This window comes from Acinetobacter sp. YH16052 (assembly GCF_013417155.1).
GTDB lineage: Bacteria > Pseudomonadota > Gammaproteobacteria > Pseudomonadales > Moraxellaceae > Acinetobacter.
In genome coordinates, this window is sequence record NZ_VPEO01000008.1 from 45,983 (window position 1) to 60,396 (window position 14,414).

At 36.1% G+C, this 14,414-nt stretch carries 12 protein-coding genes and 1 pseudogene; 10 read left to right on the top strand and 3 right to left on the bottom strand.

The features are described from left to right. Positions 1-52 precede the first annotated feature (52 nt). From FTV42_RS07340 to FTV42_RS07350, 3 genes are read right to left on the bottom strand one after another with little or no spacing between them, the layout of a single operon-like run. A complete protein-coding gene (locus FTV42_RS07340) occupies positions 53-2,236 on the bottom strand; it encodes a polysaccharide biosynthesis tyrosine autokinase (RefSeq protein ID WP_180038303.1) in 2,184 nt (727 codons plus the stop codon). Positions 2,237-2,287: 51 nt separating this feature from the next. Beyond that, positions 2,288-2,716, bottom strand: coding sequence for a low molecular weight protein-tyrosine-phosphatase (locus FTV42_RS07345; RefSeq protein ID WP_180038306.1), 429 nt, complete (start codon positions 2,714-2,716; stop codon positions 2,288-2,290). Next, positions 2,716-3,819 (bottom strand): polysaccharide biosynthesis/export family protein, encoded by a 1,104-nt coding sequence (locus FTV42_RS07350; RefSeq protein WP_180038308.1) that lies wholly within the window; start codon positions 3,817-3,819, stop codon positions 2,716-2,718. The genes FTV42_RS07345 and FTV42_RS07350 overlap by 1 nt, the downstream gene beginning before the upstream one ends. 316 nt (positions 3,820-4,135) lie before the next feature. On the opposite strand from FTV42_RS07350, the gene tviB reads away from it, so the two are divergent. From tviB to hisH, 10 genes and pseudogenes are all read left to right on the top strand, one after another. Further along, positions 4,136-5,434 (top strand): Vi polysaccharide biosynthesis UDP-N-acetylglucosamine C-6 dehydrogenase TviB, encoded by a 1,299-nt coding sequence (gene tviB / locus FTV42_RS07355; protein WP_180038310.1) that lies wholly within the window; start codon positions 4,136-4,138, stop codon positions 5,432-5,434. A gap of 26 nt (positions 5,435-5,460) precedes the next feature. After that, complete coding sequence (locus tag FTV42_RS07360) at positions 5,461-6,423, top strand: Gfo/Idh/MocA family protein (protein WP_180038312.1); 963 nt, start codon at positions 5,461-5,463, stop codon at positions 6,421-6,423. Continuing rightward, the gene (locus FTV42_RS07365; protein WP_180038314.1) at positions 6,407-7,306 is read left to right on the top strand and encodes a DapH/DapD/GlmU-related protein; all 900 of its coding nucleotides are present in this window, start codon (positions 6,407-6,409) and stop codon (positions 7,304-7,306) included. The genes FTV42_RS07360 and FTV42_RS07365 overlap by 17 nt, the downstream gene beginning before the upstream one ends. Beyond that, complete coding sequence (locus FTV42_RS07370) at positions 7,299-8,381, top strand: DegT/DnrJ/EryC1/StrS aminotransferase family protein (protein WP_180038316.1); 1,083 nt, start codon at positions 7,299-7,301, stop codon at positions 8,379-8,381. Before FTV42_RS07365 ends, FTV42_RS07370 begins: the two co-directional genes overlap by 8 nt. Positions 8,382-8,384: 3 nt before the next feature. Further along, on the top strand, positions 8,385-9,662 hold the full coding sequence (locus FTV42_RS07375; RefSeq protein ID WP_180038318.1) for an oligosaccharide flippase family protein: 1,278 nt from the start codon (positions 8,385-8,387) through the stop codon (positions 9,660-9,662). Positions 9,663-9,690: 28 nt separating this feature from the next. Further along, the gene (locus FTV42_RS07380) at positions 9,691-10,557 is read left to right on the top strand and encodes a glycosyltransferase (protein WP_180038320.1); all 867 of its coding nucleotides are present in this window, start codon (positions 9,691-9,693) and stop codon (positions 10,555-10,557) included. 84 nt (positions 10,558-10,641) lie between these two features. Beyond that, on the top strand, positions 10,642-11,859 hold the full coding sequence (locus FTV42_RS07385) for an O-antigen ligase family protein (protein ID WP_180038322.1): 1,218 nt from the start codon (positions 10,642-10,644) through the stop codon (positions 11,857-11,859). Positions 11,860-11,922: 63 nt separating this feature from the next. Further along, a pseudogene (locus FTV42_RS07390) lies at positions 11,923-12,528 on the top strand (IS982 family transposase); the annotation flags it as partial. A gap of 136 nt (positions 12,529-12,664) precedes the next feature. After that, positions 12,665-13,801: an N-acetyl sugar amidotransferase gene (locus tag FTV42_RS07395; protein WP_180038328.1), complete on the top strand. Its 1,137-nt coding sequence runs from the start codon at positions 12,665-12,667 to the stop codon at positions 13,799-13,801. Further along, positions 13,798-14,412, top strand: a complete 615-nt coding sequence (hisH, locus tag FTV42_RS07400) for an imidazole glycerol phosphate synthase subunit HisH (RefSeq protein ID WP_180038330.1) — start codon at positions 13,798-13,800, stop codon at positions 14,410-14,412. Before FTV42_RS07395 ends, hisH begins: the two co-directional genes overlap by 4 nt. Positions 14,413-14,414: the final 2 nt, after the last annotated feature.

Below are 14,414 nucleotides of genomic sequence, written 5' to 3' on the forward strand. Positions count from 1 at the left end.
GAACTATCACACCCTGCCTCTAGCAAGGTGTGATATCAAAGTTTACAATGAATTAGTCATTGTCTTTATTTGCGGTATAAGCATAGGCATAATTATAACCATAGCTACCTGCTGCCCCTTGTTGTACATCATTAAGAATCACGCCATTGACTTTGACATTGGCCTGTTCAAAACGATTAACAGTAATTTCAAGTTCTTTAATTTTCGTTTTAGCATGACGGGCAATCAATAAATTCACGCCTGCATATTGCGCAATAATGATGCCATCGGTCACCGCAAGCACAGGTGGCGTATCAATCAGTACATGATCGAAATGAGCAGATGCCTGATCTAGGAAAGTTTTGAATTGATCTGTACTTAATAGTTCAGACGGGTTAACCGGACTCTTACCACGTGTCACAAAAAACAGGTTATCTACAGTTGAATTTTGCACCACCTCTTCATAGCTATTTTGGTGATTCAATAATTCTGCTAAACCTGGTTGCACTTCGGCATTAAAGTACTTATGTAAATAGCCACGACGTAGATCACCATCAATGATCAGAACCCGTTTTCCCCCTTGCGCTAAAATAGTAGCAAGGTTAGTGGTAATGAATGATTTTCCAATTTCAGGTGCAGGACCAGAAATTGCAATCACATTATTGGTCGCATTCATTAAGGCAAAATGAATTGCTGTTCGCATGCTACGGAGGCTTTCAATCGCGATATCACTGCTATCTTTAACCGCAAGAATAGGAATATTCTTTTTCTTCTTTAATAGGTTAATACGACTTTCTTGAATAACAGAGCGCGGTACAGTGGCATAGACTGGCAGATCAAGCTCATTTTCAATTTGCGCTGCGTCTTTAATGCCTGAGCGCAACATATTACGCAGTAAGGCCAATAATGTGCCCAGAAAACCGCCCAAGAAAACGGACAAAATTAAAATTTGTAATTTCTTTGGTTTAATTGGCTCAATCGGTTCTACCGCAGTATCGACAATACGCACATTACCAATTTCACCTGCTTTGGCAATACGCAGTTGTTGGTAAGAGTTAAGCAAGCCTGTATACAGCTGTTGTTTGACTTCTACTTCACGGAACAGTTGTAAATATTGGCGTTGTAGTTCAGGTAAGCGTTTGAGCGTGCCGTCTAACTCTGCAATACGTTTATTAATTGCCCCCAATTGCGCATTCATTTGCTGCATGACAGGGTGTTCGTTGGTGTACTTGGCCGCAGCTTCAGCCACTTGTTGCTCTAACTGCGCTTTTTGGGTTTCCAAAGTAATACTTTGGGTTAAATACAACTCAGATTCTTTGGTGACATCGACCGTATTAAACTGTTGGCGGAAACGGTTAAATTCACGTTCTGCGACATCTAATTGTTGTTTCAGTTCTGGGAGTTGGTTTTCCAAAAACTTTAAGGTCTGTGCCGTTTCTGCAGAACGACGCTCAATATTTTGTTGGCTATACGCCGCTAAAATGGCATTTAGTACTTGGGTAATGTGTTGTTTGTCTGGCCCTTGGTAATTCAGCCCCAACACGCCTGTTAACTTGCCTCTTTCTGCCACATAATAGTCAGTGGTTAAGCTTTTCATGGCAGCAGGTAAGCTTTGTTTTTCAATATTATAAGTGTTATCAAAGCTGTCTTGACTAAAAATAGCGACTTTCCACACCCCAAATTCAGACTGTAATTGACTGACTTGGTTTAAAGGTGCTGAAAAAACCACCTGTTCGGTTTTTTCATCGATCAGGCTGTATTTGCCTTGCGCAAATTTTAAAATTAAGTTTTTATCTTGAAAGTATTGTGGGATATCGAACTGGCGGATATCAAAACTTTTTTGATTGTCTTTAAATAGCACTGACTGAGATGAATATTCACTGTCATATTCATGCTTGGCAATTACACGATTCCAAAAACTGTCTTCTGTACCCGAAACGCGAATATTTAAATTCAGATGATCAATCACGCTGCCCAACACCAAACGTGATTTTAAAATTTCAATTTCAGCTTGTGCAGGTGTTTTCTGCTCAATCATGCTGGACAGATCACCCAGTAACGCTGTAGAGGCTCCTTTGCTGTCTTCGACCTGTACCAAAGCATCTACTGCATAGGTGTCTGGCGTAGTTCTTAAATACAGTAAAGCGCAGACGATACTGAGTAGAACGCAAAGGGTAATCATTTTCCATTGTGCGATTAAGGAAAAAAATAATTCCTTTAAATCAATGGTGTCTTCGGTGTTGGCGGTTTGGCTCATAGTTTAAATATCAAAAAAGTAGAATTTTAAAAAAGCTAGAGTATCAAGAAACTAGATATATTTTTTCCAGTCGGCAATGCAGGCTTGAATTAACTCGCAGGTCTCATCAAATACGGCCTGATCGTGCTGATAAGGGTCGGCTACGTTTTTACTTTGCCAGTGCCCCAATCTAAAGGTTTTGCCTTTGGCAAAGGGCCAGGTTTGTTCCACATGCTTTTGTTGATTTTGGCTCATCACCAAAATCAGGTCGGCTTTTTTAATTAAGTCTGCATTGAGTTTTTTTGCCACGTGTGGACTAATGTCAATGCCGTGACGTTGCATGCATAAACGGGCTTTGTCATCGGCTGCATGCCCCACCAAACCAGAAATACCCGCAGATTCAATCTGTAAGTGTGGGTACTGCTGTTTTAAAAAGTATTCTGCCATGGGGCTACGGCAAATATTGCCAATACACACCACCAAAATGTGATTAATTTTCATTATTTACCCAAATTATCTAGTTGATAAAGCACACTAGAGAACGGAATCATCTGATTCACGACACGTTGCCAGCGAGCCAAGCCTGAAGCATCGACATAGACAATATCATTGCTGCGCATTTTAAACTGATTGGCCAAACCAAAGTCGGCTATGCTGGTTAAATCCATGTGATAGACTTCAGTATGTGCTGCATTCGGCTGACTACGAACCACATAAATTTTACTGCGACTGGCAGACAGTGGGTTTAAGCCCAAGCTTTCACCCAATACATCGCTTAAGCTCATGCCTTGATCACGCATAGGGAGCGATTGATTTTTACCCGATTCACCCATCACATAAATTTTTTGGTTTTCACGGTTGTTGACATACAAGGTGTCATTCGGCTGAATGAGTAAGTTGTGCAATGACAAGCCTGCTTTTTCCAACTCTACGGTATTGAGTTGATAGTTACGCCCCTGACGGACTAAAGTCATAGAAGCATTGTCACCTTGTTGGGCATTGACCCCGCCAGCCATACCTAGTGCGGTATAGACACTGACAGGTTGATCATTTAAATAGAACTGCCCACCTTTCATGACATTGCCTTGTACCGAGTATCGCTGCCCTTGGTAAGACAAGACTCGTACAATCACGTCTGGGGTTTTTAAATAACGTGCCAATTGACCGCGCAACTCACGATTCACTTGTGCTAAAGATTTACCTGCCGCTTTATAACGCCCGATAATCGGAAACTGAATATAACCCTGTGAGTCAATTTGATAACCATTGGACTCGACCGCTTTTTCACTACTAATGGTATTGGTTGGTGGAGTAATTTCAGGATATGCCCATAAATAAATAGAAAGAATATCGCCTGAACTTAAGGTGTATTGACGTTGTGGTGTATGAAATAAATGCGCATAGTCTTGTTGAATATTGTGAACTGCAGGCTGCACCGCACGAATTGAGTCTTGGGTGAGTTTAATGACATTGACCGCTGTGCCCAAGTCGGTGGTATAGACCCCTTCATTTGGTATGTCATAAGTTTGTAAGCCAGAGGTCACAGCACAGCCAGTGGCGGCAATGCCACATGCCAATAAAACAGCCAGTTGAAAGTGTCGCACGCGAGATTCCATTTTTAATTTATTAAAATCTTTTAAATCAATTGCCGCCATTTTACCGAACTTGTCAAATAGGTACATAGCAATTTGTAATCATTTTGCAGATTCTGTCAAATTCTTTGCGAAAAAATGATAAAAACCGCATATTGTGAATTTAATCCAAATTAAAACAGTTGAATATTCATAAAAACTATACACTGATGCTTCTTTCAAGTAATTTGAGCACAAATCATTATAGAAATTTCATAAATTTCTGCTAGTATTCCTGCCGAAAGATTCATTCTTTATAAAATACAGATATAAATTGAAAGGCGCTCAAATGCTACAGCTCTCTGAACTAAAAATTGCCGTTATTGGTTTAGGCTATGTCGGTTTACCCTTGGCAGTTGAATTCGGAAAAAAATTGCCAGTGGTTGGTTTTGATATCCACCAAAAACGCATACAAGAATTACAAAGTGGACAAGATCATACTTTAGAAGTGTCTCCAGAAGAACTTAAAAAAGCAACGCAACTGACTTACTCCGCTAATTTAGATGATTTGAATAGCTGCAATTTTTTTATTGTGACTGTTCCAACACCAATAGATCAGGTGAATCGCCCAGACTTGACCCCTTTGAGAAAAGCCAGTGAAACAATTGGTAAAGTACTTAAAGAGGGTGATATTGTTGTCTATGAGTCTACGGTATACCCGGGTGCAACCGAAGAAGTGTGTATTCCGGTGTTAGAGCAAGTGTCAGGGCTTAAATTTAATAAAGACTTTTTTGCTGGTTATAGTCCAGAGCGTATCAACCCAGGTGATAAAGTTAATACACTCACCAAAATCAAAAAAATCACTTCTGGCTCTACTGCAGAAGTCGCTACTTTTGTAGATCAAGTTTACAATACCATTATTGCAGCTGGAACGCATAAAGCTACCAGTATTAAGGTGGCTGAAGCGGCAAAAGTCATTGAAAACACGCAACGTGATTTAAATATTGCTTTAGTAAATGAGTTGTCAGTCATTTTCGAACGCCTTGAAATTGATACCTTGGATGTATTAGAGGCCGCAGGAAGTAAGTGGAACTTTTTACCATTTCGTCCAGGGTTGGTCGGTGGTCACTGCATTGGGGTTGATCCTTACTATCTGACGCATAAAGCGGAAGAGGTTGGTTATCATCCTCAAGTGATTTTGGCGGGTCGTCGCATTAATGACAATATGGCACGTTATGTAGCCCGAACAACCATCAAGAAAATGGTCAAAAATAATATTGATGTGACGAAAGCAACAGTTGGGATTTTAGGGGTTACCTTTAAAGAAAATTGCCCAGACATTCGAAATAGTAAAATTGTAGATCTGATTAAAGAATTTGATCAATGGGGTGTGAAAGTCGCAGTGTGTGATCCTTGGGCAGACGTTGAAGAGGTCAAACGTGAGTATGGAATTGAACTGGTTGAAGTAAATGCCCAACATCCTGTAGATAGCCTGATTATTGCTGTAGGTCATAATGAATTTCGTAATTTAAGTCCTGAACAATTACGTGCCTATACCCAGGGTGAGAAGCCAGTACTTGCGGATGTAAAAAGCTTGTTTAACCGTGATGAAATGGCTGCACAAGGTTTTACCGTATTCCGTTTATAAAATTCACCTAGAATAGATTGTAAAATATGAAAAAATTTGCCCTGATTGGTGCTGCTGGTTATATTGCTCCACGTCACTTAAAAGCGATTAAAGAAACAGGTAACGATTTAGCAGTTGCTATGGATGTAAACGACTCTGTTGGTATTATGGACAGTCACTTTCCTGAAGCTGAGTTTTTTACCGAATTTGAAGAATTTGAAGCCTATGTAGAGGATCAAAAACTTAAAGGTGAAAAGCTAGATTATGTTGCGATTTGCTCACCAAACTATTTACATGCACCACACATGAAATATGCTTTAAAAAACGGCATAGATGTGATTTGTGAAAAGCCATTAGTGTTGAATTCAGAAGATCTAAACCTTTTATCTGAATATGAAAAACAGTATGGTGCAAAAGTAAACTCGATTTTACAGCTACGTTTGCACCCTTCTATTATCGAGTTGCGTGATAAAGTTCAGGCTGCACCAGCAGGTAAAATTTTTGATGTAGATTTAACTTATTTAACCTCACGTGGTAAGTGGTATTTAAAATCATGGAAAGGGGTAGATAATAAATCGGGTGGCGTGGCAACCAATATTGGTGTGCACTTTTATGACATGCTGCATTTTATTTTTGGCAAAATTGTGAAGAATGAAGTGCATTATCGTGATGAAAAAACCGCATCGGGTTATTTAGAATATGAACGTGCCCGTGTACGCTGGTTCTTGTCGATTGATGCCCAAAATTTGCCTGAAAATGCCGTACAAGGTGAGAAATTAACCTACCGTAGTATTACCATTGAAAATGAAGAACTTGAATTTTCAGGTGGTTTTACAGATTTACATACCCAAAGTTACCAGCGTATTTTGGAAGGTAAAGGCTATGGTGTGGAAGAAAACCGTGCTGCAATTGAGACTGTTGAAGTGATTCGAGTTGCGCCAGTTGTGGAAAACCCAAGTAACCCGCATCCTCTATTAGCAAAGGTGAAAACTAATGAAAATTACAAATGATATAGTTTTACAAGCGACTCACCAGCTTTTTCAAAATATGTTTGATTATGATGATGTGGGGTTATTAATTACTACCTCAGAAAATAACTTATTATCATTCATTGAGGATCAAAAGTATGTGCCTCAATTAAATAGTAATAATAGTATAAAAGGTATTTTTTGTACTCAAGAAATTGCTTCAAGTGGTTTAATTCGATCAGATATTGATTTAATAGTAGTTGATGATCCAAAGTGGTTTTTTTTCTCTATTGTTGATTACTTGGCGAAAAACCAGGAAAGACAGATAACAATTATAGACTCTAGTAGTGAAATAAGCTCCCAAGCGTATATTAGCCCTGTAGGAGTTAAAATTGGTAAGAACTGCCAAATTGATCCAAATGTAACAATTCTCTCTGATGTAACTATTGGTGATAATGTCATTATTCGTGCTGGTAGTGTACTTGGTACTGATGGATTTGAGCATAAAAAGACCACTCATGGAATTTTATCTGTAGCACATAATGGTGAAGTTATTATTCATGATAATGTTGAGATTGGTGCGAATAGTCATGTAGCAAAAGGATTTTCATATAGACCAACAATAATTGGTGAAAGTACTAAATTAGATGCCTTTATTCATTACGCTCACGGTGTGCAGTGTGGAAAAGAATGTTTAATTGTTGCCCATGCGATGATTGGAGGAAATGTAGATATTGGTAATAATGTTTGGATTGGCCCTTCTTCAGTGATTACGAACCGTATTGTATTGGAAGATAATTGTTTTATTACTTTAGGGGCAGTTGTAACTCGTGGGGTAAAACAGGGTGAAACTGTGACGGGTAACTTTGCTATACCACATCAAAAGTTTTTAAAGAACTTTAAAAGGTCTCTTAGCAATGATTGAATTTATTGATTTAAAAGCACAGCAGTCACGTATTAAAGCTGAAATTGATGTGGGTATTCAGCGAGTATTAGCTCATGGTCAGTATATCTTAGGGCCAGAAGTTACAGAACTAGAAGAAAAGTTAGCGGATTATGTGGGCGCTAAATATTGTATTACTTGTGCCAATGGTACAGATGCATTGCAAATTGCCTTGATGGCATTGGGTGTAGGCGTAGGTGATGAAGTGATCACGCCAGGTTTTACCTATATTGCAACAGCTGAGACGGTTGCATTACTTGGTGCGAAACCTGTCTATGTTGATGTTGATGCCAAAACTTATAACATAGACGTTACACAGCTTGAAGCTGCTATTACACAAAGAACAAAAGCAATTGTCCCTGTATCTTTATATGGTCAATGTGCCGATTTTGATGCAATCAATGCGATTGCAAAAAAATACAATTTGCCGGTGATTGAAGATGCAGCGCAAAGCTTTGGTGCAAGTTATAAGGGTAAAAAATCTTGTAATCTAACAACTATTGCTTGTACCAGTTTTTTCCCTAGTAAACCATTGGGCTGTTATGGGGATGGCGGTGCTATATTTACTAATGATGAAGAGCTAGCAAAAATTATTCGCCAAATTGCACGGCATGGGCAAGACAGACGTTATCATCATATTCGTGTTGGGGTAAATAGTCGTTTAGATACGTTACAAGCGGCTATTTTGTTACCAAAACTGGCAATTTTGGACGATGAAATGCAGGCGCGTCAGCGTGTGGCGGATACTTATACTAAACTTTTCAATGAAGCAGGTATTTTATCAACTCCGTTTATTGAAGAGCATAATCAGAGTGCGTGGGCGCAATATACTATTCAGGTCGATAACCGGTCAGAAGTACAAGAGAAATTGAAATCTCAAGGTATTCCAACAGCGGTACATTACCCAATTCCTTTAAACAAACAACCTGCAGTAGTGGATAGCTCAGTATCCCTACCGGTAGGTGATGCAGTTGCTAAAAGGGTAATGAGTTTACCGATGCATGCATATTTATCAGAAGATGATCCAAAGTCAATCGTGAATTTTTTCGAGTTATAACTAGTGACAGGATTTATTAGCAAGGTCAAAGATAAAATAGGTCAACAGGACAATTTTATCAAAGCAATTTCACTGTTACTAAGTGGAACTGTTATTGCTCAAGGTATTAATGTTTTAGCTTTACCAATGCTCACACGGATATATACACCTGCAGATTTCTCAGTATTCGCAGTGTATACCTCATTATTGATGTTTATATCGGTTGCTAGCTGTCTAAGATTTGAAGTAGCTATACCCTTACCAAATGACGATAAAGAAGCATTCAATTTGGCTATTTTGGCACTTATTAGTAATATAATTATATCTTTCGCTATTTTATGTGCAGTATTTTTATTTCATGATGATTTAATTACTGTAATTAATCAGCCGAAATTTAGTACATTTATTTGGTTTGTGCCTTTAGGGATATTTTTTATCGGGTTATATAATATAGTCCAATATTGGGCAACAAGGAAAAAAAATTTTAAAGTTATAGCAAAAAGTAGAGTGCAACAGTCCATCGTTAGTGTGGCATTTCAGATAGTCATAGGACTTATCATCACCGGTGCATTTGGTCTAGTCCTAGGGCAAATTATAAGATTCTCAGCTGGTATTTGGGAACTTTGTAAAAACTTTATACATGATACTAAAGAATCGATAAAGCGTGTAAAATTAGTAGATTTGAAAAAGACGTTTATAGATAATCAAGAATTGCCCAAATACTCAGCTATTGAGTCACTTGCAAATGCTGCTGGTATTCAGCTACCTGTCGTTATCATTGCAAGTTTGGTTCAGGGAACTGAAGCAGGTCATTTATCGTTGGCAATGCAAGTGATGGCATTACCAGTAGCATTGATTGGCAGTGCTATCTCCCAGATATATCTAGCACATGCAACAGAGCACTTTAGAAATGGTAATTTATACCACTACACTATTAAGTCTATAAAACAACTAATTCTTATTGGTGTAATACCTCTTGTTATTATTAGCTTGTTAAGTCCTTTTATATTCCCAATCGTTTTTGGTAAAGAATGGGTACGTGCTGGTGAAATGATTTTATGGATGCTACCTTGGTTTGCTATGCAATTGATTGTATCTCCAATATCAATGGCGTTATACGTGATCAAAAAGAATAAAGTTGCTTTGTTATTACAAATAGTGGGTCTGATTATTAGAGTTGGAGGTCTCTTATTATTAAGTTTGGTCTCAATTAATTATTTGTTTGAGTATTACGCTATATCTGGATTAGTTTTTTATTTTATATATTATATTGTAGTCTTATTACATACAAAACAAGTTTAGTTTTATCAGTTATTTAATCGAGATTAATATGGTCACAGTTTCTATCGTATCAATGGTCAAAAATGAAGAAAATTTTATTGAGGATGCTGTCAAAAGTATTTTAAGTCAAGATGTCAATTTAGAATTGATTATAGTTGATGATAAATCTGATGATAATACACTAAATATTCTGAAAGGTCTTGCTGAGCAACATCCTAATATGTCGGTGATGATCAATCACGGGCAAGGTAAAGTTGCTGCTTTTTTACAAGGCTGTGCTTTGGCTAAGGGAGACTATTTGGCTTTTTTTGCTGGAGATGACATCATGCCCGCAGGTTCGTTGAAGCAGCGATTAAATGTTATATCACAAATACCAAGCCCAGCTGTAACTTTGTCAAAAATTCAAGTTATGTCCGAGGATAAAAAAATAGATGGCCTGGTTATTCCTAAGTCTAAAGATAAAGGAAATCCTTCTGGTGCTAGCATTATGATAGATAGAGAGGCTGCGAAATACTTGCTAGATATACCATCTACTTTACCTAATGAAGATACTTGGATGGATCTTTGTGTCACTTATCTAAAAATTTTAAATGTAAGAACTGACAATATTATTGCATGTAAATGGCGGGTTCATGCTGGTAATAGTATTACTATAAAACAAGGATTCGAAGCTTTTAATGTGAAATTTGGTGTTAGAATGAATGCGATGTCTTTATTTCTAGATAAATACGATTCGTTATTAGATGAAGATGCTAAATATGAATTAAAAGGTTTAATTGAATGTGAGAACTTTAGAAAGCAAGGTAACATTGTGGGAATAATTTTGACTTCTGCAAATTTAAGAGAAAAGCTAAAATTTAGTTTATACTCTAATAAGTATTTATTTAAAATAAGAAGCTATTTTCGTCCGATTTAAGAAATCTATTAAAATGGTAATGCTGTAATAAGCTTAATATTTTAAATCATATGATATTAGTTAAGTGTATTAAAGAAATTTATAATGAAATTAAATGTTATTGACCCTTATATCTTAAGCTCAAAAGTCTTACTATTATTATATTTACCAGTTAGTTTTTTTATTTGGTATATAGTTTTAAATACTAATGCTGAGCCAATAATTGGTATATCTACGATTTTAAGTATTCTAACTTTTCTATATTTCGTTGTATTTCTAAAATATCAACATTTAGATAAAAACTTTATTCTATTTTTTCTATTTACTTTGTACATTTTGTTTTACATATTTATTATTAAAACATTGGAGGGTGATTTAGTAGATATCTATGGCAGAAGTGTTTTCAGATATCATTTAAATACTTTAATATTATCTACAATGTCTTATATAATAGGAAGAAACTTTATTGTATTTAAACTTAAGTGGCAGTTAGCGTTGTTTTCTTTGATGCTAGTACAGATATTGTATAATGCTAACCTCATAAATTTAAGTATTAATTTAGATAATGTGGAGGGAGATTTAACAGGATTATATTTAGGACTATCTGATATATTCTGTATCACTTCATTATTACTATTTGGATCTGTAGATAAAAGTCAAATCAAATTTAAAATTGTTTTAATTTTTCTTTCTTCATTAGGTTTATTCATCTTAAACTCAAGGTCTTCCCTCTATATTTACTTAATATGTATCATTTTCTACTTTTTAATAACTTTTAAGCACATAAAATCAATTAAAACTATATTTTATTTATTTTTATCTACTACGGTTATTGGTCTTATTTTTTTCGATAAAATAAATACACTATTAGTTGTAAATGATAGAATGTTTGCAGTCATCTTGAAATCAGATGATGCTTCAAGTAATGAGAGAAGCCGTCTGCAAAATATTGGTATAAATCAGATAACTAGTAATCCTATATTTGGTGATTATGGAGGCGTTGTCAAAATAAATGCGGATTTAGGAACTTATATACATAACTTATTATCTTATTGGCAAACCTACGGATTATTAGTTTTTATAATTTCTCTTTATTTTTTTATTTACCAAACGGCTAAAGTTTTTAGACTATCTTACATTTTGAATTATAAGTTTAACAACCATTACAACTATATAATGTTATTGAGTTCTTATCTTTTACTTAGTACAGTGTTTGCTAAGTCATATACATGGTTTTCAGCATGGTTTGTTTTAGGCATATTACACAATTTTTTGTATAATTATAGATTATATAAGACAAAATATACTTCAGGAAATTATTAGATGGGTTGCAGTTTGATTGTATGTTTATGCCATTAGCTAATTTGATAAATTTACTAAACTTTGATACAACAGCATATCGTTAAACAGCATGGGCAAGACAACATTCATTTTATTGATGGCTTTCCCATTCTGGTGTGTCAATATGCCAGAGCGTATCGGCATAAAACCTTCAAATACGAAGGCAGTTATAGTTACTGTGCCTCAAAGCAACAAAAATATTTTGGCTTTGAAAGACATTTACTCATTAATCTATCGGGCATGATAACCAATTTTACCTTTGCCTCTGCCAGAATAGATGAAAGACTTGTTGCACCTGATATGCTTGATAATATCAAAGGCTTGTTAGGTGCAGATATGGGCTATATTAGCCCTGATTTATCTGAGTATTGTTTTAAGCGATGTGTTGATTTGCAAACACCGCTTAGAAAAAATATGCCCGATAAACGACCAATCAGTGTACTTAATCGTCTTAAAAATGCTCGTCGCAATATTGAGACGGTGATTGGTCAGTTATCACAGCGGTTTAATATGCAAAAGGTGAGAGCGAGAAATTTATGGCATTTATCCCACAGATTTATGCGTAAAATCTTGGCTCATAACTTCTGCTTTGTAATCAATAAACAGTTAGGTAATCCGCCGCTTCAGTTTGAGTTGCTTATTTCAAGTTGAGAGTGGGGTTTAAATTATGATTTTATTTATGCGAGTTTTTATTTTTGTGTTCTAGTGATTTAAGATTTCTTATTATGTAATAATTTTGTCTTCTACTTGTTATTTAACAATAATTTAGTTTTTAAAGAGAGTGTTTATGAAAGAATATCGAATTTGTAGCCGAACAGTAATGGATACAACAGACCCTCGTATTACTTTTAACGAAAAAGGTGAATCAGATTATTGTCAAAACTTTGATACCCAAATCAAACCCAATTGGCACACAGACGAACGGGGCGCTGCAGAACTTGAGCAAATTTCCGAGAAAATTAGAGAAGAAGGTAAAGGTAAAGACTTTGACTGTATTATTGGGCTATCTGGAGGTTTAGATAGTTCTTATGCTGCGTATATAGCCAAAGAAAAAATGGGTTTACGTCCATTACTATTTCATGTTGATGCTGGGTGGAACACGGAGCAAGCAGTAAATAATATTGAAAAGTTGGTTGATGGCTTGAATCTTGAACTATTTACCGAAGTAATCAATTGGCAAGAAATGAAGGATTTACAAGTTGCATTTTTAAAATCGCAGATACCTGATCAAGACTTACCTCAAGATGGTGCATTTTTTTCAGCACTGTATCAATTTGCACGTAAGAACAATATCAAATATGTGATTACAGGGGCTAATTATTCGACTGAATGCTGCCGTGAGCCAGAAGAATGGGGCGGTTATCCTGGAATTGATAAGACGCTTTTTCAGGATATTCACAAAAAATTTGGCAAAAAATCGTTAGATAGCTTTCCTCTAGTAGATATTTTAGTTTATAAGGTTTTATATCAGAAAATATTAGGCATGCAAATTGTCAAGCCTTTAAATTTAGTACCCTATATCAAAAAGGATGCTGAAGAAGAACTTGAAAGATTATTCGGATGGCAAAAATTTCAACACAAACATCATGAGTCACGTTTTACAAGGTTTTATGAAGACTATTGGATGCCACGAAAATTTGGTTTTGAAAAACGTAAAGCCCATTTCTCTAGTCTAATTTTGACTGGTCAAATGACTCGGGATGAGGCGCTAGCTCGATTATCAAAACCTGAAATGAGCGAACAGTTTTTGAAACAGGAATTTGAATACGTAGCAAATAAGCTTGACTTGACTGTTGATGAATTGCAACACATTTTTGATGGTGACAATAAGACTTATCGTGACTACAAGAATAAGCGACAATTAATTGGTCTTGGTGCCAATATTATGCGACTGACTGGTATGGAAAGAAGGCTATTTAGATGATACACATAATTGATTATGGCTTGGGCAATGTCCAAGCTTTTGAAAATATGTACAAACGTCTCGGGTTTGAAGTAACAAGGGCTAAGAGTGCTGATAATTTAGAAAACGCTAAAAAACTTATTTTGCCTGGTGTTGGTGCTTTTGACCATGCCATCGATTTGCTAAATGCTTCGGGCATGCGTGATACATTGGAAAATCTGGTGATTGCAAAAAAAATACCTGTTTTGGGAATCTGTGTCGGTATGCAGATACTTGCCAATAGTAGTGATGAAGGGATGCGTGAGGGATTAGGTTGGGTTCCTGGTAAGGTACACTCTTTTAATAGTCATGAGTTAGGTAATAACTATCCATTGCCTCATATGGGATGGAATGATGTCATTCCTTCAAATGGCTCACCGCTCTTTAAAGGGATGGAAGAAAAAAGTCGTTTTTATTATCTACATTCTTTTTATTTTGAATGTGAAAGTACAGGACATAGTGCAGCCAAAAGCAGTTATGGCATTGAATTTGATGCAGCAGTTCAAAACAATAATATATTTGGCGTACAATTTCATCCAGAAAAAAGTCATCACTGGGGTGCTCAACTTTTAAAAAATTTTGCGGAGCTATAAAA

Excerpts from the sequence above, each read along its gene's own strand:
- FTV42_RS07340 (WP_180038303.1), bottom strand. The coding sequence starts at position 2,236 with ATGAGCCAAACCGCCAACACCGAAGACACCATTGATTTAAAGGAATTA.
- FTV42_RS07345 (WP_180038306.1), bottom strand. The coding sequence starts at position 2,716 with ATGAAAATTAATCACATTTTGGTGGTGTGTATTGGCAATATTTGCCGT.
- tviB (WP_180038310.1), top strand. The coding sequence starts at position 4,136 with ATGCTACAGCTCTCTGAACTAAAAATTGCCGTTATTGGTTTAGGCTAT.
- FTV42_RS07360 (WP_180038312.1), top strand. The coding sequence starts at position 5,461 with ATGAAAAAATTTGCCCTGATTGGTGCTGCTGGTTATATTGCTCCACGT.
- FTV42_RS07365 (WP_180038314.1), top strand. The coding sequence starts at position 6,407 with ATGAAAATTACAAATGATATAGTTTTACAAGCGACTCACCAGCTTTTT.
- FTV42_RS07370 (WP_180038316.1), top strand. The coding sequence starts at position 7,299 with ATGATTGAATTTATTGATTTAAAAGCACAGCAGTCACGTATTAAAGCT.
- FTV42_RS07380 (WP_180038320.1), top strand. The coding sequence starts at position 9,691 with ATGGTCACAGTTTCTATCGTATCAATGGTCAAAAATGAAGAAAATTTT.
- FTV42_RS07385 (WP_180038322.1), top strand. The coding sequence starts at position 10,642 with ATGAAATTAAATGTTATTGACCCTTATATCTTAAGCTCAAAAGTCTTA.
- FTV42_RS07395 (WP_180038328.1), top strand. The coding sequence starts at position 12,665 with ATGAAAGAATATCGAATTTGTAGCCGAACAGTAATGGATACAACAGAC.
- hisH (WP_180038330.1), top strand. The coding sequence starts at position 13,798 with ATGATACACATAATTGATTATGGCTTGGGCAATGTCCAAGCTTTTGAA.